Below are 21,604 nucleotides of genomic sequence, written 5' to 3' on the forward strand. Positions count from 1 at the left end.
AGGGAACGCGACGGCGGGACCGGCGTTGTCGCGTTGGCAGCGTACGGGTTCCTCGATGCCTTGCCGTTGTTCCGGAGCCGTTTGCGGGAGGCCAGCTTGATCGATCAGGATCTCGAGAGTGAAGTTGCGCGCATCCGGCGCGTCAGCGGACTGTTGTCGCCAGAGGATCAGGCGACGCTCGATCGCTATGCGAGCGAGCTTGAGCGCGAATTTGCGAAGCGGGACGCATGAGGTCCGACCCGGCCGACCCTCCGCCCATCGACGCCGAGGAAGTGGACCTGCCGCGCCTTGCCCTTCATGTCGCAGAGCTGTTTCGCCGGGTTGGCTTGGATGCGCGCGCGGAGCGGCTGTTGCGGCGACTCGAGGGCGGCTTCGGGACCACGTTGAAGGCTTTTCTCGCGTCGCGGGAACAGGCGACGCAGGGCTGAGGCAGGGCTTTTGCGCAGGGTTCCCACTCATTCGGCCTGAACGCGCGGCGCGCCGACTGTCACCAATCTGAAATCGCTCCGTCACATCCTCGACACCCGGGCGGACTAGCGCCGGGGGCGAAACCGGACCGCCGGGAGGACCAGCATGGCGCATGTGATCGATACCGCCGTCATCAATCATGAGGGACTGAGCAAGGAAGGTCTGCTCGAACGGGCATTCGCTTTCGCCTTCCGAGGCCTGGTCTATGCACAGATCTGGGAAGACCCGGTCGTCGATATGGAAGCGCTGGCGATCACGTCCGATTGCCATATCGCGACGATCGCGAGCGGCGGCTGCAATGTGCACTCCTATCTCACGGCCGATCCGGCGCGGATCACCGCGGTCGATCTTAATACGGCACATATCGCGCTCAACAAGCTGAAGCAGGTCGCGGTGCGCGAACTGCCCGGCTACGCACATTTCCGCCGCTTCTTCGTCGAGGCGGACAGCACGCAGAACATCAAGGCGTACAAGGCGTTTATCCGCCCACATCTGGACGAGACCTCACGCCGCTACTGGGAAGGGCGCGATCTGGTCGGGCGGCGGCGGATCGGCATGTTCAGGAGCGGCGCTTACAAGCGCGGCCTGCTCGGCGGCTTCATCGGCGCGGCGCATCTCGTGGCCAAGCTCTACCGCATCGATCCGCGCGTGCTGCTCGAGGCGCGCGACATGGACGATCAGCGCCGCCTCTTCGAGGAGCGGCTGGCGCCGATCTTCGATCGCAAGTTCGTGCGCTGGCTGACGGACCAGCCGGCCTCGCTCTTCGGTCTCGGCATTCCGCCGGCGCAATATGACGCGCTGGCCGGCGACGAGAAGATGGCCGGCGTGCTGCGCAAGCGGCTGGAACGGCTCGCCTGCGACTATGATCTGAAGCAGAACTATTTCGCCTGGCAGGCATTCGGACGTGGCTATGGCCGGCACGAGGACGCGCCGTTGCCACCTTATCTCGAAGCTGCGAACTACGAACAGGTGAAGGCGCGGGCCGATCGGGTCGATGTTCGCCATGCCAACATGACCGACTGGCTCGCGAGGCAGGACGCGGCGAGCGTGGATCGCTATATCCTGCTCGATGCGCAGGACTGGATGAGCGACGCGCAGCTGACGGCGCTCTGGCGCGAGATCACGCGCACGGCGAAGTCCCACGCGCGGGTGCTGTTCCGCACGGCGGCCGAGCCGACGCTGCTGCCGGGCCGGCTGCCGGATGTGCTGCTGGATCCCTGGCACTATCACGCGGAAGACTCGCTGCGCTTCACGCGGGAGGACCGCTCATCCATCTACGGCGGGGTGCATCTCTACACGCTGAAGGGCTGAGCCGATGAGCAAGATGGGTCGCATCGAAGTTGGCAGTGCAGGCCACGCCCGGGCCATGGACACGCAATATGCGCTCCAGCGGCACATCTATGATCTGACGCGCAAATATTATCTGCTTGGCCGCGATCGGCTGATCCGTGGATTGGCGGTACCGGTCGGCGGGACCGTTCTGGAAGTGGCGACGGGCACCGGTCGTAATCTGGCCCTGACGGCAAAGCTGTATCCGGACGCGCGCCTTTTCGGCTTCGATATCTCGTCCGAGATGCTGAAGTCGGCCGACATCAACATCGCGCAGGGCGGCGCGCGCAGCCGCACGATGCTGGGACTGGCCGAGGCCACGGCCTTCGATCCGCAGGCATTGTTCGGCGAGCCGGGTTTCGACCGGGTGTTCATCAGCTACTCGCTCTCGATGATCCCGGACTGGGAAGCGGCGCTGGCGCAAGCGCTGAGCGTCGTCGAGCCGGGCGGATCGCTGCATGTCGTCGATTTCGGTCAGCAGGAGGGGCTGCCGGGTTGGTTCCGCAGTGGGCTGCGGGCGTGGCTCGCGAAATTCCATGTGACGCCGCGGCGGGATCTGTTCGAGGCTGTCGAGCGGATCGCGAAGGCGCAGGGGGCGGTTGCGCAGGTGCAGGCGCTGTATCGCGGCTATGCGTGGGAAGCGGTGATCCGCAAATAAACGTCGCGACCGGTTCCACCGGCGGGCGCTCTTGGCGTAAAGCAGCGCCATGGACTTTCAGGATTTGCTGCTGCGCTATTTCGGCAAGACCGAGATCGAGGATGTCGAACCCGGTGCGCTCGGCGCGGGGCTGGAGCATATGCGTGTCGACCTCGGCCTCACGACAGACCCCGGCAACCGTTTCGCGCTCTGGACGCTCATGTACATGTTGGGCGGCGCTCCGGGCCTCGACGTTGCGTTCAAGGACCCGACCGAGCGCGATGCGGCGCGGAATTTCATGGATATGGCGGATCGTCTGAGCGAGGAGTGACGGGCGGAGCGAAACGATCTCACTTCTTCGTGAGTGCGGATCGCAACGCCCTAGCAGCGTAAAAACCACCTAGCGCACCGATACTGGGCCACAACGGGCCAAAGACGAAATCCAGCCCGCTGGTTGATCGCAGAGCTTCCGGGTTGGCGGACTGCCAGCGGCTCACATAAACGATCATCGTTATTGGAATGGCCAGCAGGATGCTGCAGCCAAGTCTTTGACTGCTGAAGAGCCCGCCAACGACAAGGCCCGCCATGGCACCGTAGAGCATCATCATCCCAATCGTCATCGAGATCGAACTCCGTGATTGCTCAGAACTGCCGCAGTACGTTCAGGAATGCTTGCCCGTAAGCTTCCAGCTTGCGTTCGCCGACGCCGCTGACGAGAGCCATGTCGCGCTCGGACTTGGGGCGGATACGGGCCATATCGCGCAGGGTGCTGTCGTGGAAGATGACATAGGGCGGGACGCCGGCTTCCTTCGCCAAGTCGCGACGACATTCGCGCAGCGCGTCGAAGATCGGATCGCCGACCGGATTGGCGGCATTGTCGCGCTTTGAGCGGCGTTGGGGGACGGGCGGCAGGACGAGTTCGATGCGTTCCTCGCCCTTGAGATAAGGGCGGGCCGAGGGACCGAATGTGAGGCCGCCATGCTCATTGGTGGTGAGCGCGTCGTGGACTTGCAAGGCGCGGGCTACCGGCTTCAAGAGTGCTGCTTCCTCACCCTCGACGATGCCGAAGACGGAAAGCCGGTCATGGCCACGCTGGACGATGCGATCGTTGGACTTGCCGGTCAGCACGGCCTCAATATGGCCGAGGCCGAAGCTCTGGCCGGTGCGGTGGACGGCCGAGAGCAGCTTCTGGGCGGTCAACGTTGCGTCGACGCTTTCGGGCGGGGAGAGGCAATTGTCGCAACTGCCGCAGCTCGGCGGCGGCGTTTCGCCGAAATGGCGCAGCAGCACGGCACGGCGGCATCCGGCGGTTTCGACCAAGGCGCCGAGCGCGGCAATGCGCGTGCGCTCGCTGGCCTGGCGATGCGGCTCGACCTCATCGATACGCTGGCGTGCGCGGATGAAGTCCTCCGGTCCCCAGAGCAGGGTCGCGAAAGCCGGATCGCCGTCGCGACCGGCGCGGCCGCTCTCCTGATAATAAGCCTCGATCGACTTCGGCAGGCCGGCATGGACGACGAAGCGCACGTCCGGCTTGTCGATGCCCATGCCGAAAGCGACGGTCGCGACCATCACCATTTCCTCGCTGGCGAGGAAGGCGGCCTGATTGGCGGCGCGCACCTGCGGATCGAGGCCGGCATGATAAGGCAGCACCGGGCGGCCGGTGGCGGAGAGCGTCTCGGCCAGCTGCTCGGTCGCGGCGCGGGTGGTCGCATAGACGATGCCGGGGCCGGGATTGGTGGCGAGAATGTCCGCGATCTGGCGGCGCAGGCCGTCGCGCGGCTGCATGGCATAGCGGATATTCGGCCGGTCGAAGCCCGAGATGACGAGGCCCTCGGCGGGAATGCCGAGCTGGGCAAGGATGTCCTCGCGCGTGTGCCGGTCGGCCGTGGCGGTGAGCGCGAGGCGCGGCACGTCCGGATAGGCATCGAGCAGCGGGCGCAGCAGGCGATAGTCCGGCCGGAAATCATGGCCCCATTCGGAGACACAATGCGCCTCGTCGATCGCGAACAGGCTGATCGATGCGCGGTCGAGCAGCGTACGGAACGCCTCGCCGGTGGCGCGCTCGGGGGCGACGTAGAGCAGGTCGAGATCGCCGGCAATGAGTCGGTCCTGCGTCTCGCGCCAGTCCGCATCGGCCGAGGTCAGGCTGGCGGCGCGAATCCCGAGGGCGCGCGCCGAGCGCAGCTGATCGTGCATGAGCGCGATGAGCGGCGACACGACGACGCAGGTGCCGGGCAGCGCGACGGCCGGCAGTTGGTAACAGAGCGACTTGCCCGCGCCGGTCGGCATGATCGCGAGCGTGTTCTGGCGCGCGAGGATCCGCTCGACGACATGCTCCTGCACGCCCCGGAAGGCCTCGAATCCAAAAACACTTCGAAGCAGGGCAGGGGGATCGGCAAGCATCGCGGGACGTTAGAGGCGCTGATCGCGCGGGGCTAGCCCATGCTTGCGGAATTGATCGTCCGCCCGTCGCAAGCCCGCGCCAACCATCTGGTGAAAGGGGATAATTGGTAAGCTAATCGCTTCGTGACTTTGTCAATTTCGACTGCCACTATGGCCTCAGCCCTTAAAGAGGCAGGAGAGGAACCTATGAGGCATCATCTCGCAGTGGCGGTGGCGCTTGCCCTGTCGCTGTGCGTGCCGAGCGCGCGCGCTCATCACAGCATGGCCATGTTCGACCAGACCAGGAAAGTGACCGTCACGGGCACCGTGCGGCAGTTCGAGTGGACCAATCCGCATTGCTACATCCAGCTCACGGTCAAGGGCGCGAACGGCGCCAATGAGGACTGGAGCATGGAGATGGGCGCGCCGATGTATCTCTATGCCGAGGGATGGCGCCCCTCGACAGTGAAGCCGGGCAGCCAGATCAACGTGACGATCAATCCGTTGCGCAATGGCGGCAAGGGCGGCGTGGTCCTCACCGTGACGACGATGGACGGCAAGCCGCTGGGGAAGAAGGCGTGAAGCGGGGCGCGATCGTCCTCGCGCTCGCGGCACTGGCCAGCATGAGCGGGGCGGTCCTCGCGCAGGATGGCGTCCCCAAGAAGCTGCCGCCCAAGGAGCGGACCAGCGCCTTCGCCAAGCTGCCATATTGGGACGGGCTGTGGCTGAGCGCGCATCTGGAGACGAACATCGGTGGGCTCTCGGTCGAGATGCTGGCGGCGCGGGATCGCGGCGAGCCCTGGAATCGCAGCGTGATGCAACTCACCGGCTTCGGCGCGCCCTGGAACGAGGAAGGCAAGGCGCGGCAGGCCGAGCGGATGAAGACCGGCGGCAACCGCAAGGCCAATGGCTGGGGCTATCCGATGATGATGAACTCCAACGCGCCGATCCAGTTTCTGGTGACGCCCGAGGAAGTGGTCATCATCAATGCCTATCGCGACGTGCGCTACATCTACACGGATGGGCGGCCCCATCCCCCCGAGGAGGATCGCTGGCCGACCGCCTGGGGCGACAGCATCGGCCGATGGGAGGGCGATACGCTCGTGATCGACACGGTCAGCGTCAAGAACCCGAACATCTATTTCCACGGCGGGCCGCCGCTCTCCGAGGACGCGCATTATGTCGAGCGGCTGCGCATGACGGGGCCGGACATGATCGAGGGCGAGATCACTATCACCGATCCCAAGACCTTGACCCAGCCCTGGACGGTGAAGCTCGCCTACACGCGGGCCAAGGGCTTCGATCGCATGATCAGCATCGAATTCGAGAATGACCGCACCGGCTTCGACGGCACGTCGAACACGATCGAGCCGGAGAAGGTGCCGTGAACCGGCGACAGGGGAGGAAGGCCATGAGGAAGAGCATCAGTCTGACCGCGCTGGCCGCGATGGTTGCCATGATGGCGCTGACGGGGCCGGCACGGGCCGACCTGCTGCCGGGCGAGAAGGACGCGGCGATCCAGCCGATCGACGGCGTCGTCGCGGCGGGGTCGGCCTGGGAGCTGGCCTGGGCGGGATTCATGACCGCGGATGGCATGGTCGGCACGGACGATGGCGGGCTGCTCTTCGCGCAGGAGCAGAGCAACAGCATCCGAAAGCTCGGGCCTGACGGGAAGGAATATGTGTATCGCGCCAATGTGGCTGGCGTCGGCGCGGTCTCGATCGATGCCAAGGGGCGGCTGTTCGCGGTCGAGCGGACCTGCACCGATCCCGGCCTGCATAGGCCAAGCTGCAACGAACTGACCCGCGTCGTACAGATCGCGCCGGAGCAGCGACTGATTGCCAACAGCTTCGCGGACGGCAAGGGCCTGGGCCGGCTCAACGACCTGATGGCTGACGGGTTCGGCGGCGCCTATTACACGCAGACGGGCCTCTATCATGCACGCGCCGACGGGTCGGTGAGCGTGATCGCGGACATGGACATCTTCACCAACGGCGTGATCCTCAGCCCGGATGGCAAGACGCTCTATGTCACCAACCGGACGAAGGTCGTCGCTTTCGACGTCGGCAAGGATGGGACGGCGACCAACCGGCGCGATTTTGCCACGCTCTCCAGGGACAGCGGCGGGTTCGGCGGCGATGGGCTGGCGGTCGATAGCGAGGGGCGGCTCTATGTGACCGGCGATGCCGGCGTCTATGTGTTCGACAAGGCCGGCAAGGAGTTGGGCGTCATCCCGGTGCCACGCCGGGCGATCACGATCGCCTTTTCCGGGCCGGGCAAGCAGACGCTTTATGTCGGCGCGATGGGCGCCGTTGGGCCGGACGGCAAAGCCTGGGCGACGCCGGAAGGCGTGCGGAACGTTGCAATGACGATCTACCGCGTGAAGACGGTGGCGACCGGGTTCCAGGGGCGGGCTAAGTAGCTTTCCGCTTCCGACGGCCGAGACGCGTCAGCAGACCGGGGCGCGACTGCGGCTCGAAGCCATTGTCCGCACTTTCCGGATCGAGCAGCTGGCTTTCGGCCAGCTTGCGTTCGGCTTCGGTGAAGTCCGGTATCTCATAGGGCTTGAGCGTGCGGCCGTCGCCGCGCAGACCCTCGATGGTCTCGATCAGCGAGCCGGTGCGGGCGATCCAGGCCTCGACGATGTCCTGATCGACACCGAGATGCTCGGCGAGCAGGTCCGCGCGCAGGCTGGCGATCGTTTCGTTGACGCGCTCGTCATCGCAGCAATCTGCGCAGAGGGCGAGGTCGCACTCGCTGTCCAGGCCCATGGAGCGATTGTTGAGATTGGCCGAGCCGATCCGCAGGATGCGATCATCGACGATCATGATCTTGGCGTGGACATAGATGTCCGTGCCGTGCGCGGCGACCGGGCAGTAGATGCGGAAGCGGCCCGTGGGATCGTGCTTGCCGATATGTTCCACGAGGACGGCACGGGCCGGGCCCATCACCTTCTCTTCCAGCCAGCCGCCGGCTGCCTTCGGGTTGATGACCACGATCTCCGGCGGGTCGGGTTCTTGCAGCCGGTCGGCAAGTGCCTCGGCGACGATGCGCGAAGCGAAATACTGGCTCTCGATGTAGATGTGCCGCTCGGCCGCGCCGATCATGTCCACGAAGAGCTGCTCGATCTCGCGCAGGGGTGATTGCGCATCGGTGGCGCCGCGCGTGCGGGCAATGGCGAACTGCTGGTCGCGGAACATGACCGGCAAAGTCCCGGGCCAATCGAGATCGACGGCCGGCGGCTCGGGGAGGGGCTTGCCGCACGCCGCTTCCCAGCGCGCGCGACCATGCTCGCCGAGCGCTTTTGCCAGCGGTCCCGCGACCGCCATCGTCGCATCGTGCCAGGGGCCATAGTCGCGATGCGTGGTCGGGCGCTGGCGCCGGTCATCCTCATCGCGATGCTCGCGCGTGTCCCAGCGCTCGGCAGTCATGTCGATGCCGCCGCAAAAGGCGAGGCTATCGTCGATCACGAGGATCTTGTGATGATGGCTGGCGCCGGCGGGATGCTCGTGATCGAGCCGGAAATGGATGCGGTCCTGCACGACCCAGTGCGCCAGGCGGAACAGCGTGCTGCCACGGCCGAGCAGCTTGATCGCGCCGAGGTCCCATTTGAGGATGAAGATCTCCAACTCCGGACGGCGCCTGGCGAGCCATGAAAGGAACGGCCCGATATGGCGCGGGCCTTCGTGGCTTTCCGAGTTGGAGTCGAGGACGATGCGCGTGTCGAAATCCCAGCCGATCAGCAGGATCTGGTGGCGGGCCGCCAGCATGGCCTTGCGCGCATGGCGGAAATAATCGTCGGCATCGATGATGACGGAAGCCTGGCTAGCCGTCTCGAGGCGCCAGCAGTTGCGGTCGGGCTGGAACAGAGCATCAGTGTCGGCAACACGCCGGGCGGTGTCGCTCGTCGAGAGGATTTTCGACAATCTTGCGTGCAATTCCGAAGTCATGTCCTCGGGCGCACGCGCCATATGGCGCATTCCCGGCCTCCCATTTCCCTGTGCTCACAACCCGGCAGGAACGATCCGGTTCCATCGGCCCGTCTGTCCCATCGGTCTTGTCGCGGCCTGCCTCCCGACACATAGCTGTGCGCTGTTTGAGGGAGCAGCACCGGATGAACCGGCGATCGATCCCGTTTGACCAGCTCTGGCTCCAGGTGCTGCCGGCGACGTTGGCGGGCATTGCGTCCGCCTTCACTGAGGGTGAGGTGCTACAAGTGCCGTTCGTCTCGTGCCTGTTCGGCATGGCAGTCGCGATGGGGGAAAAGTGGCGGCCGATCACGGACGCGCTGGAGCGGCTCTCGGCGGCCTTCTTCAAGATCATCCATTTCTTGATGTATCTCTCGCCGATCGGAGGGGCTGTGGACGACAAGAAGTTAGCCGCGATCATTGGCATTGCCAGGGCGCGGCGAGCGGTGGGGACGTCCCAAAGTCCCCACGCGCGCTGCGATTGCGGCCGAACAAGCGTCCGGCCGCCAGCTTTGCCGGCCGTGCCTATTGCCTAAGCGGCGAGAGGATCGCTCGTCCGCCATTCCGTGCCGGTGCGCGCATCTTGGACCAGTCGGTCGGTCACGCGCGGATCGGGAATGTCGATGCGGAAATTGGAAACGAGCTTCGCCATCTTCCGGCTTTCGTCGGCCAGCATTCTGGAAGCCGCGCTGCACTCCTCGACCATGGCAGCATTTTGCTGCGTCATCCGCTCCATTTCGGTCATGGTTGAGCTTATGCCTTCAACACGTCCGGTTTCCGCGCTGACGGAATCGGACATTTCGCGAACGAGATGAGAAATGCGCCCAACTTCCTGAATGATCGACTTGAGCCGCTCGCCGGTCGTTCCGACGAGCGCAGCGCCGCGATCGACGTCCTCATTGCTTGCGACGATGAGACCTCGGATCTCCTGAGCGGCCTCGGCGGACCGCTGAGCAAGGGCACGCACTTCGTTAGCCACAACGGCGAACCCGGCACCCGCCGACCCCGCCCGCGCAGCTTCGACGCCAGCGTTCAGAGCGAGGAGGTTTGTTTGAAAAGCGATGCCGTCGATGAGGGTGGTGATTTCGGAAATTCGCGCAGCAGAACGCTGGATCGCTCCCATTGCTTCCACCGCGCCCTCGACGATCTCGCCGCCTTGTTCGGCAGCGTCGCTCGCGCTTTCTACGGCTTCGCGCACCGTCACGGCCCGCGTCGCCGTGCCTTTGAAAGCCAGGTTGATCTGACCGACCGCTTCAGACGTTGCTTGCACCTGCTGTGTCTGAACCTGCGTGCGTTCGGCGAGGTCATTCGAAGCTTGTGCAACCTCGTTGGAACTCAGCTGGATGGTCTCTGCGGATAGGGCGACAACGCGCAGCGCGCTCGCCATGGCCGTCAGCGCAGAATTGAAATCCTGACGCAGAATCTCGTACCGTCCCTCCAGCTGATTATCGATCCGATAGCTGATGTTGCCGGCGGCGAGGTTGCGAAGAGCTTCGCTCAACACGACAATCACGGCTTCCTGCGCTTCGCGATTTTGGCGCTCGGCTGCCTCAAGAACCGTCTTCTCCTGCTCGGCCTCGCGAAAAGTCTGCATCGCTCGCACCATGTCGCCGACCTCATCCGACCGATCTGCGCCGTGAAGCGCAAAGTCGAGATCTCCCCGCGCCATACGCTTCATCAAACCTGCGTTGCGCGCGAGGGGATTTGCGACGCGGCTCAAGATCATCCAGCTGAAACCGATCACAAGCGCCAACGTCCCCGCTCCCAATGCGCCGATGATCCAGAGCGCTCTGTCTAAAGAGGCCTCAGATTCTTTGGAGAGCTGAGCGCGGTACGACTGGGCCGCCGCGACCGTCTTGTCGATCATCGAACGATGCGCGTCATACGCTGAGCTAAGGCGGCGGTAGCTTTCCTCGACTGCGGCAGCATCTCCGCGCGTCGCTGCCGGGACGAGGTAGTCGCCGAGTTCCTTCCAGAATTCGACCGCATGTTTATGCGCCTCGACGATCAGGGGATTTCGGACAGACTCATTCAGCGTCGATTTCATCCAATAGTCGTGTCGGGCATCATATTCCTCTTTCAATTTGCTGAGACGGGACGCGCGCTCGCCGACAGTGGAAGGGCGATTGGCAATCAGCGTCGCTTCTAGATAGGCCTCGATTACATATTCTGGCGGCGGCAGAATATCGGCTACCAGATCTGAAGTTTCCTGATTCATCTGCTGAATCGGTCCACCGAAGCGAATGAGATTGACCTCTTCCGAGGCATACCAACCGCCTATTGAGATCAGCGCCAACAACAAGCATGCGCCGGCACGCACCATGTTTACGATCGTCATTCTGAATATTCCCCCAAATCTCAACGACGGCAGCAGAAACTATCTAGCGATGGTAGGTTTATGAATTCTTATTCGCTATTGTAAAATCGGCGGATTTGCGCCGATTCTTGGGCGATCGTTGAGTTTTTCCAAAGGCTTATGCGTCTTAGCAATAGAACGGTGTTAATCTCTGGAAATGCCTCATCGACCCAGGAAAGGTCGGCCGCAGGGCGGTTCAGAGCGCTGCCGTCGAGAGATTGAGACCGGGAATGCCGACCGAGCGTCGCCCGCCATAATCCGCGCGCAGCACGATGAGGCCGCTCTTTTCCAGATGCTCCAACAGGCGGCGGATACGGCCGGGGCTGCGTGTGCCATAGATGCGCGCAAGGCTGTCGTCGTCGGGGCAGGGCTCACCGTCGATGGCGGCGCGCGCGATCAGCAGGAAAGGCGCGAGAAGATCGTCCGGAACGCCGCGCGCAATGTCGCGCAGCATGTCGTCGGCGTCCGAGGGTTCGCGCTGCGTGTCGAAGCCGGCAAGCGTCATGGCGAAGCGGCGGCGGAACGCGGCGAGATCGAGGATGCTGGGCGGGATGCGCTGCATGCGGCAGCGGACGGTGAAGTCCTGATAAGTGACGGCGGCGGGACGGAACGGGGCTTCCTCGTCCTGCGCCATCTCGTCCAATATTGCGCCGAGTGCTTCGTTGAAATCGGGCGCGGGCGCCGCCGCCGGTGTCGTGAGCAGTGCGCTCTCCTCCGTCTCGGTCAGCGGGGAGGTCGCGATATGCGCGATCAGGCTGTCGATACTCTCGGGCTGCGGCTCCGGCGCTCGCGCCGGTGGCGCGACGTCCTCGGTCAGATCGGCATGGAGGAGGGCGAACATGTCCTGCGCGGGCGCCTCGGGCATCGGCAGCAGGCCGCCGATCGAGGTGCGCGGCGCGGTGCGGGTCGCGCCGATGCTGACCGCGACCGGGCGGCGGCTGACGGCCGGGCCGAGCGCGAGGAAATGGCCGCGCTCCAGATCGCGGATCTGCTCGGCCTGGCGGCGCTCCATGCCAAGCAGATCGGCGGCGCGCTGCATGTCGATGTCGAGAAAGGTGCGGCCCATGAGGAAATTCGAGGCTTCGGCCGCCACGTTCTTGGCCAGCTTGGCGAGCCGCTGGGTGGCGATGACTCCGGCCAGGCCGCGCTTGCGGCCGCGGCACATGAGATTGGTCATCGCGGCGAGCGAGAGGCGGCGCACTTCGTCCGTGACGTCGCCAGCGGCGGCGGGCGCGAACATCTGGGCCTCATCGACCACCACAAGCGCGGGATACCATTGCTCGCGCGGCGCATCGAACAGGGTGGAAAGGAACAAAGCAGCACAGCGCATCTGAGCTTCCAGCTCCAGCCCATCGAGCGCGAGGACGACCGAGGCGCGATGCTGGCGGATACGCGCGGCAAGCTGGGCGATTTCGGCGCTGCCATAGGACGCAGCCTCTATGACGACATGGCCGAACGGCTCGGCCAGGGTAACGAAGTCGCCTTCCGGATCGATGATGACCTGCTGCACGAGCGTGGCGCTTTCCTCGAGAAGACGGCGCAGCAGGTGCGATTTTCCCGAACCGCTATTGCCCTGGACGAGCAGGCGCGTCGCCAGCAGTTCCTCGACGTCGATCCGCACCGGGGCGCCATCGACTCCGTTTCCGATGATGAGGGAGTTGGTCACGAGGATTGCTCTTACCCACGGCGATCCGGCGGGCAAGGGGCACGGTCCGCCTTTGCGTCCGGTCGAGCGAAAGCCTGTGGATTGACTCGCCGCGATCACGCACTATTTGAAGTTACATGAAACGTGACAGCAGATTGTCCGGCGTGCTGCATGTGCTGCTGCATATGGCGGAAGCCGATGGGCCGGTGACGTCCGAGGTGCTGGCGGTCGCGATGCAGACAAATGCCGTGGTGATTCGCCGGATCATGGCCGGGCTGCGCGATGCCGGCTTCGTGCGTTCGGAAAAGGGCCATGGCGGTGGCTGGACGTTCGCCTGCGATCCGGAAGCAGTGACGCTGCGGGACATCTATGATGCGCTGGGCAAGCCGTCACTGCTGGCAATGGGCAACCGGACGGAGGCGCCGGGCTGTCTCGTCGAGCAAGCCGTGAATGCCGCGCTGAGCGATGCCTTCGCGCAGGCCGAGGCTTTGCTGCTCGGCCGGCTCGGCGAGGTGACGCTGGCGATGCTCAGCGCGGATTTTCATGCCCGCATGGCGGCACGCCCGGGCACAACGCAGGATCATGGTCATGAGCATTGAGACGAAAGACGGCGCGCAGCACTTCATGCGGGGCTTCGTCGATCCCGAAACGGTCGCGCGCTACAGCGACGGGCCGCGCCGCTTCGTGCCCGGGCTGGACGCGCTGCATCGCATGACCGGGCTGCTGCTGGCGGAACGGGCGCCGGCCGACGCGCGCGTGCTCGTCCTGGGCGCTGGTGGCGGACAGGAGCTCAAGGCCCTGGCGGATGCTCATCCTGGCTGGACGTTCGTGGGCGTCGATCCTGCGGGGCCGATGCTCGATCTAGCCGCGCATATGCTTGGCGATCAGGCGCATCGCGCCGAGCTAATCGAAGGCTATATCGACGATGCGCCGGAAGGACCCTTCGACGCGGCGACATGCCTGCTCACGCTGCATTTTCTCGATGAGGCCGAACGGCTGCGCACGGTGCAAGAAATCCACCAGCGGCTGAAGCCGGGTGCGCCGTTCGTGGCGGCGCATGGCAGCTTCCCGCAGGCCATGGGAGAGAAGGATCTCTGGCTCTCGCGCTATGCTGCCTTCGCGGTCTCGTCCGGCTTCGATCCGCGACAGGCGGAGGCGGCACGCGCAGCGGTAGCGACCGCAGTCAACATGCTGACGCCCGAGCAGGACGAAGCGATCCTGCGCGAGGGCGGCTTTGCCGATGCGGCGTTGTTCTACGGCGCCTTCACGTGGCGCGGCTGGATCGGCCACGCCTGATGGTATCAAGGTGCGGGTGCCGAACCCGCACCTTGCCGTCTTGTCCAAGATCAGGCGAAGCGAACGCTCGTCTTGCGGTGGCGCATCGCGCTGCCGACGAGGCCGAAACCCGCGATCATCATCGCCCACGTCGCCGGCTCGGGCACGGCACCGGGGCCGGTATAGCTCAGCTTCACGAGATAGGACTGGTTCGGGCCGTCGCCATCGTCGCTGACGAGATAGATATTGCCCAGATGATCGAGCGTCAGGCCCTCGAACTTGCCGCCCTCGTCCGCCGGATCGACCAGCGACCTGAAGGCGGAGAGATCATAGCTGCCGACGACCGCGCCGGCCTGCGTGACTTCCAGGATCTTGAACGAGCGGCCGCTGAGGATCAGCAGATTGTCGCCGAGGGGCGTTGCCGCGAACAGGCCGTTGGAGAGTACCGCGACGTCCGACAGACGGTCCATGCCGGGCAGCGCCTCGGCATTGAACAAGGTGGCCACGGTGGCGGTTTCAGCACCGAAATCGACGTCCGAGACCTTCCAGATCGTCTCGGACTGGCGCTCCTTGACCCCGTAATAGTCGCCGGTGATCTTGTTGTAAGCAATGCCCTCGAGGCCGCTGTTGCCAGCGTCGGGACCGATGCTGATGGTCGGGGCATCCTGATAGGCGGTGTAGAAGCGCGTGCTGCCGCTCGAGCCGGTCTGGCTGAGCAGGGCGATGTCCTGATAGCGCTCCTCGGCCACGACATATTTGCCGCCGCCGACATAAGTGAGGCCCTCGGGATCGCACTGTGCGGCGCCGAGCGAGAGGCAGCCATCGATGATGATAGTGGCGGTTTTGTTGCCCTTGACGTCATACTCGCCAAAGATGCTCGTGCCGTCATCTTCTTCTTCGTCGTTGCTGACCATCAGCGTCTGCGTGTCCCAGTTATAGGCGACGGCGCTCGCTTCGGGCGTGTCGATGGCCTTGGCATAGCTGACGGAATAATAGTCGAGCAGCCCGGCCGCGTTCGCGGCACCGGCGGAAAGGGCGAGCATGGCAATGCCCGCGAGCAGGAATGTCGTCTTCATGGCAATCTCCCACTCAGTCGCAATCGACTGAAATCAGCGTCTTCCCGGTGGAAGGCGCGGCGGGACTATTGTCGGGCAGTGTGACGGGCTGATTACAATGGTTAACAAAGGTTAACGACTGCGAGAAATTCAGGCGGGGCTGGCATTATCCGATCGATTTGGCAAGCCCCTGGCTGAGCTTGAGCGCGCCGTTGAGCCGAGCCTTCGGGTCACCCCAGGCGCGCTGGATGACGAGCTTCGAATCCGGGCGCAGCTTCGCGATGGGGCCGATTTTCTGGACATAACCGAGCAGGCCCGGGAGGTTCGGGCATTGATCGTTGTGGAAGCTTACCAGCGCACCGCGTGGGCCGATGTCGATGCGCGCGATGCCGGCCTTGCGGCAGTTCATCTTCACCTCGATGAGGGTGAGCAGGTTCTGCGTCGCATCGGGCAGCTGGCCGAAGCGGTCGATCATCTCCGCGGCGAAGGCCTCGATGCCCTGCTTCTCGTCCAGCTCGTTGATCCGGCGATAGAGGCCCATGCGCAGGTCGAGATCAGGGACGTACTCGTCCGGAATGAGGATCGGCGCCTCGACATTGATCTGCGGAGACCATTTGTCGCTCACCGGGGCGAGATGGGCACCGCCGGCCTTGGCCTCCATGATCGCCTCTTCCAGCATCGACTGGTAGAGTTCGAAGCCGACTTCCCTGATGTGGCCGCTCTGTTCGTCGCCCACGAGATTGCCGGCGCCGCGAATGTCGAGATCGTGGGATGCGAGCTGGAAACCGGCGCCGAGCGTGTCAAGATCGGAGAGGACCTTCAGGCGCTTCTCGGCCGTCTCGGTGATCACGCGGTCGGCCTGCGTCGTCATGTAGGCGTAGGCGCGCGTCTTGGACCGGCCGACGCGGCCGCGCAGCTGATAAAGCTGGGCGAGGCCGAAGCGATCGGCGCGGTGGATGATGATCGTGTTGGCGCTGGGGATGTCGAGGCCGGACTCGACGATGGTGGTCGAGAGCAGCACGTCATATTTGCGCTCGTAGAAGGCCGACATGCGGTCTTCGACTTCGCTTGGCGACATCTGGCCGTGCGCGGAAATGGCGCGGACTTCCGGCACCTTGTCGCGCAGGAAATCCTCCATGTCCGGCATGTCGGAAATGCGCGGTACGACGAAATAGGTCTGGCCGCCGCGATAATGCTCGCGCAGCAGCGCCTCGCGCAGGACCACATCGTCCCACGGCATGACATAGGTGCGCACGGCGAGGCGATCGACCGGCGGGGTCTGGATGACGCTGAGTTCGCGCAGGCCGGACATCGCCATCTGGAGCGTGCGCGGGATCGGCGTGGCGGTGAGAGTCAGGACGTGGACGTCGGTCTTGAGCTGCTTCAGCCGCTCCTTGTGGACGACGCCGAAGCGCTGTTCTTCATCGACGATGACGAGGCCGAGCCGCTTGAACTCCAGCCCCTTGGTGAGCAGCGCGTGCGTGCCGATGACGATGTCGATCGTGCCGTCGGCAAGACCTTCCTTGGTCGCCTTGGTCTCGTTCGCGCCGACGAGGCGGGAGAGGCGGCCGATCTTGAGCGGAAAGCCGCGGAAGCGCTCCTCGAAATTCAGGTGATGCTGGCGCGCGAGCAGGGTCGTCGGGCAGATCAGCGCGACCTGCGCGCCCGCCATGGCCGCGACGAACGCGGCGCGCAAAGCGACCTCGGTCTTACCGAAGCCGACATCGCCGCAGACGAGCCGGTCCATCGGCTTGCCGGCGGCGAGATCCTCCAGCACGTCGGAGATGGCGCGGTCCTGATCCTCGGTTTCCTCATAAGGGAAACGATCGACGAAGGCCGGATAGCCACTGGTCTCCGGTTCATAAGCCGGCGCGGCCTTGAGCGCGCGCATCGCCGCGGTCGCCAGCAACTCGCCGGCGATCTCGCGGATGCGCTCCTTCATGCGCGCCTTGCGCCGCTGCCAGGCTTCGCCGCCGAGCCGGTCCAGCGCGACCGAGTCCTCGCCCGATCCGTAGCGCGAGAGCACGTCGATATTCTCGACCGGCACGAACAGCTTGTCGCCGCCCGCATAGGTCAAGGCGACGCAGTCGTGCGGCTCCTTGCCGACCGGGATCGACGTCAGGCCCTCGTAGCGGCCGATGCCGTGATCGACGTGGACGACGAGATCGCCGGGCGAGAGTGTCGCCAGCTCGGCAAGGAAGGCGTCGGCGCTCTTGCGCTTCTTCTGGCGGCGGACGAGCCGGTCGCCGAGCATGTCCTGCTCGGTCAGCACTTCCATCTCGGCCGTGGCGAAGCCGTGATCGAGCGGGAGGACGGCGAGCGCGACCGCGCCCTTGGCGGCTTTGCCCTGCGCCTGCTGCCAGCTCTCGACCAGCATCATGCGCTTGACACCATGATCGAGCAGCAGTCCGGAGAGGCGCTCGCGCGCGCCGGCCGAATAGCTGGCGATGATGCGCTTGCGGCCCTTGCGCTGCGCCTGTTCCAGATGCTTCGCCACCGCCTCGTAGACATTGGCGTTCTGCGCGCGCTCGGGCGCGAAATCGCGGGCGCTGTCGACACCGAAGTCGAGCACGGTCGCGCTCCCGGGCTCGTGGAAGGACGAGGTGATGTGGACCGGCAGATCGGCGATCGCCGCGTCCCACTCTTCCGGCATCAGATAGAGCCTGTCGGGCGGGAGCGGGCGATAGGCGCCGGGCGAAGCGGCGGCGGCCTGCACGCGATTGGCATGATAATCACGGATCGCCTCGAACCGCGCCTCGGCTGCGCCGGAAACGCCGCCGTCGCGGACCCAGAGCGTGTCGTCGGGCAGATGTTCGGCGAGCGGTACGAGCCGTTCCTCGAACAGCGGCAGCCAATGCTCCATACCCGCGAGGCGGCGGCCGTCACTGATCGCCTGATAGAGCGGGTCGCCGGTGGCGGTCGCGCCGAACATCTCCCGGTAGCGGCTGCGGAAGCGCTTGATGCTTTCTTCGTCCAGCAGCGCCTCGGACGCGGGGAGCAGCATGAAATGATCGACCGCCCCCGTGGTGCGCTGGTCGGCCGGATCAAAGCGGCGCAAGGTCTCGATCTCGTCGCCGAAGAAATCGAGCCGCAGCGGGCCGGGCTCGCCCGAGGGGAAGAGATCGACGATGCCGCCACGCACGGCATATTCGCCGGCATCGTGGACGGTGTCGGTGCGGACATAGCCGTTCGACTGGAGCAGGGCGACGAGCCGGTCGATGGCGATGCGCTCGCCCGGTGCGAGGCGGGCGACCATCTGGCGGATGCGGAACGGCGTCAGCGTCTTCTGCGTGACCGCGTTGATCGTCGTCAGGACGAGTTGCGTGCCTTTCGGCGTGCCTTGCAGGGCATGGAGGCCGGCAAGCCGCCCAGACGCGGCACGCAGGGACGGGGACGCGCGATCATAGGGCAGGCAATCCCAGGCGGGAATGCGCACCACGTCCAGCTCCGGCGCGAAATAACGGACGGTCTGCTCGATCGCATTGACCATTTGTGCGTCCGGCGCGACGAAGCAGACGCGACCCTTCGCGGCGCGCGCGAGGTCGGCCAGCAGTACCGGCGTGAAACCCTGCGGCATGCCCGAGAGGGTGAGCGGCACCTTGGCCGAGAGGATGCGGGGGAGGTTGGTCATATGAAGTTGACGGGGATCACTTCGCGATCGGGATGTAGTCGAGCTGGCGCATGGCCTGCATCATCTCGCCTTCGAACTGCGCAGGGACAGGCGCGGTTCCGATGGCCCAGGCCATGATGTCCACGTCCTGCTCTTCCATCAGCGTCTCGAACCAATCGGCCTGTTCGCTGGTCCAGCCACGGCCATAGGTATCGAAAAAGCCCCCGACGAGCAGATCGGCTTCCTTCGTGCCGCGATGCCAGGCGCGGAAATGCATGCGGCGCAGGCGGCTTTCCTCGATCATTCCGGTCCTTTCCGCCATGCACGCACAATGACAATTGGCCGGCGGGCGCATTTGAAGCTCCCGTCGGCTTGGGCTAGAGCCGATCACATAGTCATGCGCCCCGATATTCTCAATCCGCTGTTCACCGAAAGCTCCGCGCTGAAAGGCGTGGGGGCCGCCGTCGTCAAGCCACTGGAGCGGCTGGGGCTGACGCGGGCGGTCGATCTCGCTTTCCATCTGCCGGTCAGCTGGATCGAGCGGCAACGGGTGCGGCGTCTGGTCGAGGCGGAGACGGGGCGGATGGTGGGTCTCGTGCTGACCGCGCATGATTATCGCTCGTCCGGCTCCGCGCGCGCGCCGTTCCGCGTGCGGGCAGTGGATGAAGCGGGCGATCCCGTCAGTATCGTCTATTTCGGCAAGAACAGCGGGTGGCCGCGCAAGCTCTTCCCGATCGGCGAACCGCGCTTCGTCTCCGGGCGACTGGACCAGTTCGGCGACGATTTGCAGATCGTTCATCCGGATCATGTCGTCGAGCTGGGCGAGGCTGGGGCGATTCCGGATCGCGAGCCGGTCTATGGCCTCTCGGAAGGGATCACCAACGGGCGGATGCGCGAACTCGTCGCGCAGGGCGTGGCGCGGGCGCCGGAGCTTCCGGAATGGATCGAGCCTGGCCTCAAGCAGCGCAAGAGCTGGCCCGACTGGCGTCCGGCGTTGGCTGCGGCGCACGAGGATCCTGGCGCAAAGTCGGCGCGCGAGCGGCTGGCGTTCGACGAGATCTTCGCGAGCCAGCTCGCGCTCATGCTGCTGCGCGCCTCGACCCGGCGCCGGCGCGGCAATCCGATCGCGGGCGACGGGCATTTGCGCGATCAGCTCAAGCTGCCCTTCGCGCCGACCGGCGCCCAGCGCCGGGCCTTCGCCGAGATCGAGGGTGACATGGCGCAGAGCATACCGATGCTGCGTCTGCTGCAGGGCGATGTCGGATCGGGCAAGACCCTGGTGGCGCTGATGGCGCTGCTCAATGCCGTCGAGGCGGGCGGGCAGGGCGCTTTTCTGGCGCCGACGGAAATCCTCGCGCGCCAGCATTTTGCGAGCCTCCGGGAGATGCTCGCCGGTCTGCCGGTCAACATCGCGCTGCTCACCGGGCGCGACAAGGGCAAGGCGCGCGAATCGACACTGATGGGACTGGCAGACGGGAGCATCCACATCCTCGTCGGCACGCATGCGATCTTTCAGGATGCGGTTGCCTATCGCAATCTGGCGTTGGCGATCATCGACGAGCAGCATCGTTTCGGCGTCTCGCAGCGGCTGATGTTGACCGCCAAGGCGGAGCGGACGCCGCATCTGCTGGTGATGACCGCGACGCCGATCCCCCGCACGCTGACGCTGACCCAATATGGCGACATGGACGTCTCGCGGCTCGACGAGATGCCGCCGGGGCGCCAGCCGGTTGACACGCGCGTCATTTCCGATGCGCGCCTGGAAGAGGTGATCGAAGGTCTCGGACGCCATATCGGCGGCGGGCGGCAGGCTTATTGGGTCTGCCCGCTCGTCGAGCAGGGCGAAGCCGAGGACGAGGCCGCTGCCGAGGCGCGCGCGGCGATCCTGCGCAACCGTTTCGGGGCGGAGATGGTCGGCGTCGTTCATGGTCGCATGCCCGGACCGGAGAAGGATGCGGTGATGGAAGCGTTCGCCAGCGGGCGGCTCAAGCTGCTGGTCGCGACGACCGTGATCGAGGTGGGCGTGAACGTGCCCAATGCGACGCTGATGGTGGTGGAAGCGGCCGAGCGCTTTGGCCTCGCCCAGCTTCACCAGCTTCGCGGCCGGGTCGGGCGCGGCGATCAGCGCTCATTCTGCATGCTGCTTCACGGGCAGAATCTCAGCGAGACGGCGCGCTCGCGGCTCGCGCTGATGCGCGAGACCAATGACGGCTTTCGAATCGCGGAGGAGGATCTGCGGCTGCGCGGCGCGGGCGAAATTCTGGGCACGCGCCAATCGGGGGAACAGCGTTTCCGCATTGCGACACCGGAGCAGATACAGGACCTGCTCGGCGCGGCACATGATGATGCGCGCCTGCTGATGGATCGCGACGGCGGGCTGGATTCGGAGCGGGGGCAGGCGGCACGGACCTGCCTCTACCTATTCGAGCGCGACGCGGCGATCGCGTTGCTCGCGAGCGGCTAGACGCTTGCGCTCAGTCGCGCGTCGATCCCTCGCGCAGCCGGGCGAGGCAATCGAGATAGGCGCGCGCATCGATTGGCAGCAGGAACTGGCCGCCGAAGCAACCCTTCAGGCTCCACATGACGCGGGCCTTCACGATGCCAACCAGTGGCAGCAGGATGCTGACGGCTTCGCCGCGCTCGAAGCCATCCGTGCCGCAACGGGCGTGGAAGCCCATGGGCGAAATGTCGACGAGCTGGACATCCCGGCGCAGGTTGCCGGGGCGTAGGAGGGCAGTCTTGTAATCGACCAGATCGCGCTGTGTCTGACGACGCTGAACAAATTCCGGTTCGACCTTACGTGCTGCTTCCATATTGTTGACCCGCCTTAAAGTTCTGAACTGTCGAAGAATTTACAAGTGCTTGATTACCAAAAGATT

The 21,604-nt window shown here is 65.1% G+C and carries 20 protein-coding genes and 2 pseudogenes; 12 read left to right on the forward strand and 10 right to left on the reverse strand.

The genetic code is table 11. From position 1 onward, the window contains the following. Positions 1–96: 96 nt before the first annotated feature. From KM135_RS20015 to KM135_RS11735, 5 genes are all read left to right on the forward strand, one after another. On the forward strand, positions 97–231 hold the full coding sequence (locus KM135_RS20015; RefSeq protein ID WP_281422166.1) for a hypothetical protein: 135 nt from the start codon (positions 97–99) through the stop codon (positions 229–231). After that, complete coding sequence (locus KM135_RS11720) at positions 228–428, forward strand: hypothetical protein (RefSeq protein ID WP_221714208.1); 201 nt, start codon at positions 228–230, stop codon at positions 426–428. The genes KM135_RS20015 and KM135_RS11720 overlap by 4 nt, the downstream gene beginning before the upstream one ends. Before the next feature lie 145 nt (positions 429–573). Continuing rightward, positions 574–1,779: a BtaA family protein gene (locus KM135_RS11725; protein ID WP_221714209.1), complete on the forward strand. Its 1,206-nt coding sequence runs from the start codon at positions 574–576 to the stop codon at positions 1,777–1,779. 4 nt (positions 1,780–1,783) lie between these two features. Further along, on the forward strand, positions 1,784–2,455 hold the full coding sequence (locus tag KM135_RS11730) for a class I SAM-dependent methyltransferase (protein ID WP_246605984.1): 672 nt from the start codon (positions 1,784–1,786) through the stop codon (positions 2,453–2,455). A gap of 49 nt (positions 2,456–2,504) precedes the next feature. Continuing rightward, positions 2,505–2,765: a hypothetical protein gene (locus KM135_RS11735; protein WP_221714210.1), complete on the forward strand. Its 261-nt coding sequence runs from the start codon at positions 2,505–2,507 to the stop codon at positions 2,763–2,765. A 19-nt stretch (positions 2,766–2,784) separates the two neighbouring features. On the opposite strand, the gene KM135_RS11740 is transcribed toward KM135_RS11735, so the two are convergent. After that, complete coding sequence (locus KM135_RS11740; RefSeq protein WP_246605986.1) at positions 2,785–3,042, reverse strand: hypothetical protein; 258 nt, start codon at positions 3,040–3,042, stop codon at positions 2,785–2,787. A gap of 34 nt (positions 3,043–3,076) precedes the next feature. Then, the gene (gene recQ, locus KM135_RS11745) at positions 3,077–4,837 is read right to left on the reverse strand and encodes a DNA helicase RecQ (protein WP_221714212.1); all 1,761 of its coding nucleotides are present in this window, start codon (positions 4,835–4,837) and stop codon (positions 3,077–3,079) included. 186 nt (positions 4,838–5,023) lie between these two features. Here recQ and KM135_RS11750 point away from each other — a divergent pair, with 186 nt between their 5' ends. The 3 genes from KM135_RS11750 to KM135_RS11760 are packed head-to-tail and all read left to right on the forward strand — an operon-like array spanning position 5,024 to position 7,238. After that, on the forward strand, positions 5,024–5,398 hold the full coding sequence (locus KM135_RS11750; protein WP_221714213.1) for a DUF6152 family protein: 375 nt from the start codon (positions 5,024–5,026) through the stop codon (positions 5,396–5,398). Further along, complete coding sequence (locus tag KM135_RS11755) at positions 5,395–6,204, forward strand: hypothetical protein (RefSeq protein WP_221714214.1); 810 nt, start codon at positions 5,395–5,397, stop codon at positions 6,202–6,204. Before KM135_RS11750 ends, KM135_RS11755 begins: the two co-directional genes overlap by 4 nt. Positions 6,205–6,227: 23 nt before the next feature. After that, on the forward strand, positions 6,228–7,238 hold the full coding sequence (locus KM135_RS11760) for an SMP-30/gluconolactonase/LRE family protein (RefSeq protein WP_221714215.1): 1,011 nt from the start codon (positions 6,228–6,230) through the stop codon (positions 7,236–7,238). Here the strand turns inward: KM135_RS11760 and KM135_RS11765 are convergent. Continuing rightward, positions 7,231–8,787: a phospholipase D-like domain-containing protein gene (locus tag KM135_RS11765; protein WP_246605988.1), complete on the reverse strand. Its 1,557-nt coding sequence runs from the start codon at positions 8,785–8,787 to the stop codon at positions 7,231–7,233. The genes KM135_RS11760 and KM135_RS11765 overlap by 8 nt on opposite strands. 143 nt (positions 8,788–8,930) lie before the next feature. Here KM135_RS11765 and KM135_RS11770 point away from each other — a divergent pair, with 143 nt between their 5' ends. Beyond that, positions 8,931–9,320, forward strand: a complete 390-nt coding sequence (locus KM135_RS11770; protein ID WP_221714216.1) for a cation:dicarboxylate symporter family transporter — start codon at positions 8,931–8,933, stop codon at positions 9,318–9,320. Here KM135_RS11770 and KM135_RS11775 read toward each other — a convergent pair. Both KM135_RS11775 and KM135_RS11780 read right to left on the reverse strand, forming a co-directional pair. Next, the gene (locus KM135_RS11775; protein WP_221714217.1) at positions 9,317–11,122 is read right to left on the reverse strand and encodes a methyl-accepting chemotaxis protein; all 1,806 of its coding nucleotides are present in this window, start codon (positions 11,120–11,122) and stop codon (positions 9,317–9,319) included. The genes KM135_RS11770 and KM135_RS11775 overlap by 4 nt on opposite strands. A 214-nt stretch (positions 11,123–11,336) precedes the next feature. After that, a complete protein-coding gene (locus tag KM135_RS11780) occupies positions 11,337–12,806 on the reverse strand; it encodes a helicase HerA domain-containing protein (protein WP_221714218.1) in 1,470 nt (489 codons plus the stop codon). A 116-nt stretch (positions 12,807–12,922) separates the two neighbouring features. On the opposite strand from KM135_RS11780, the gene KM135_RS11785 reads away from it, so the two are divergent. Together KM135_RS11785 and KM135_RS11790 are read left to right on the forward strand one after the other, a co-directional pair. After that, positions 12,923–13,384 carry an Rrf2 family transcriptional regulator gene (locus KM135_RS11785; RefSeq protein ID WP_221714219.1) on the forward strand — a complete coding sequence of 154 codons (462 nt, stop codon included), beginning with the start codon at positions 12,923–12,925 and terminating at the stop codon, positions 13,382–13,384. Beyond that, positions 13,374–14,081 (forward strand): class I SAM-dependent methyltransferase, encoded by a 708-nt coding sequence (locus tag KM135_RS11790; protein WP_246605991.1) that lies wholly within the window; start codon positions 13,374–13,376, stop codon positions 14,079–14,081. Before KM135_RS11785 ends, KM135_RS11790 begins: the two co-directional genes overlap by 11 nt. Before the next feature lie 50 nt (positions 14,082–14,131). Here KM135_RS11790 and KM135_RS20210 read toward each other — a convergent pair. The 4 genes and pseudogenes from KM135_RS20210 to KM135_RS11805 all read right to left on the reverse strand — a co-directional run. Further along, positions 14,132–14,233: pseudogene (locus KM135_RS20210) on the reverse strand (PEPxxWA-CTERM sorting domain-containing protein); the annotation flags it as partial. Positions 14,234–14,296: 63 nt separating this feature from the next. Then, positions 14,297–15,136: pseudogene (locus KM135_RS19770) on the reverse strand (SdiA-regulated domain-containing protein); the annotation flags it as partial. A gap of 145 nt (positions 15,137–15,281) precedes the next feature. Next, positions 15,282–18,746: a transcription-repair coupling factor gene (gene mfd, locus KM135_RS11800; protein ID WP_221714220.1), complete on the reverse strand. Its 3,465-nt coding sequence runs from the start codon at positions 18,744–18,746 to the stop codon at positions 15,282–15,284. A 16-nt stretch (positions 18,747–18,762) separates the two neighbouring features. Next, positions 18,763–19,029, reverse strand: a complete 267-nt coding sequence (locus KM135_RS11805) for an FAD assembly factor SdhE (protein WP_221714296.1) — start codon at positions 19,027–19,029, stop codon at positions 18,763–18,765. A 93-nt stretch (positions 19,030–19,122) separates the two neighbouring features. Between KM135_RS11805 and recG the strand changes: the two genes are divergently transcribed. After that, the gene (recG, locus tag KM135_RS11810; RefSeq protein ID WP_221714221.1) at positions 19,123–21,189 is read left to right on the forward strand and encodes an ATP-dependent DNA helicase RecG; all 2,067 of its coding nucleotides are present in this window, start codon (positions 19,123–19,125) and stop codon (positions 21,187–21,189) included. Positions 21,190–21,199: 10 nt separating this feature from the next. Here the strand turns inward: recG and KM135_RS11815 are convergent, their stop codons facing one another. After that, entirely contained in the window at positions 21,200–21,538 is a 339-nt protein-coding gene (locus tag KM135_RS11815) for a PilZ domain-containing protein (RefSeq protein WP_221714222.1), read from the reverse strand. Positions 21,539–21,604 lie beyond the last annotated feature (66 nt).

This window comes from Sphingobium xanthum (assembly GCF_019737615.1).
GTDB lineage: Bacteria > Pseudomonadota > Alphaproteobacteria > Sphingomonadales > Sphingomonadaceae > Sphingobium > Sphingobium xanthum.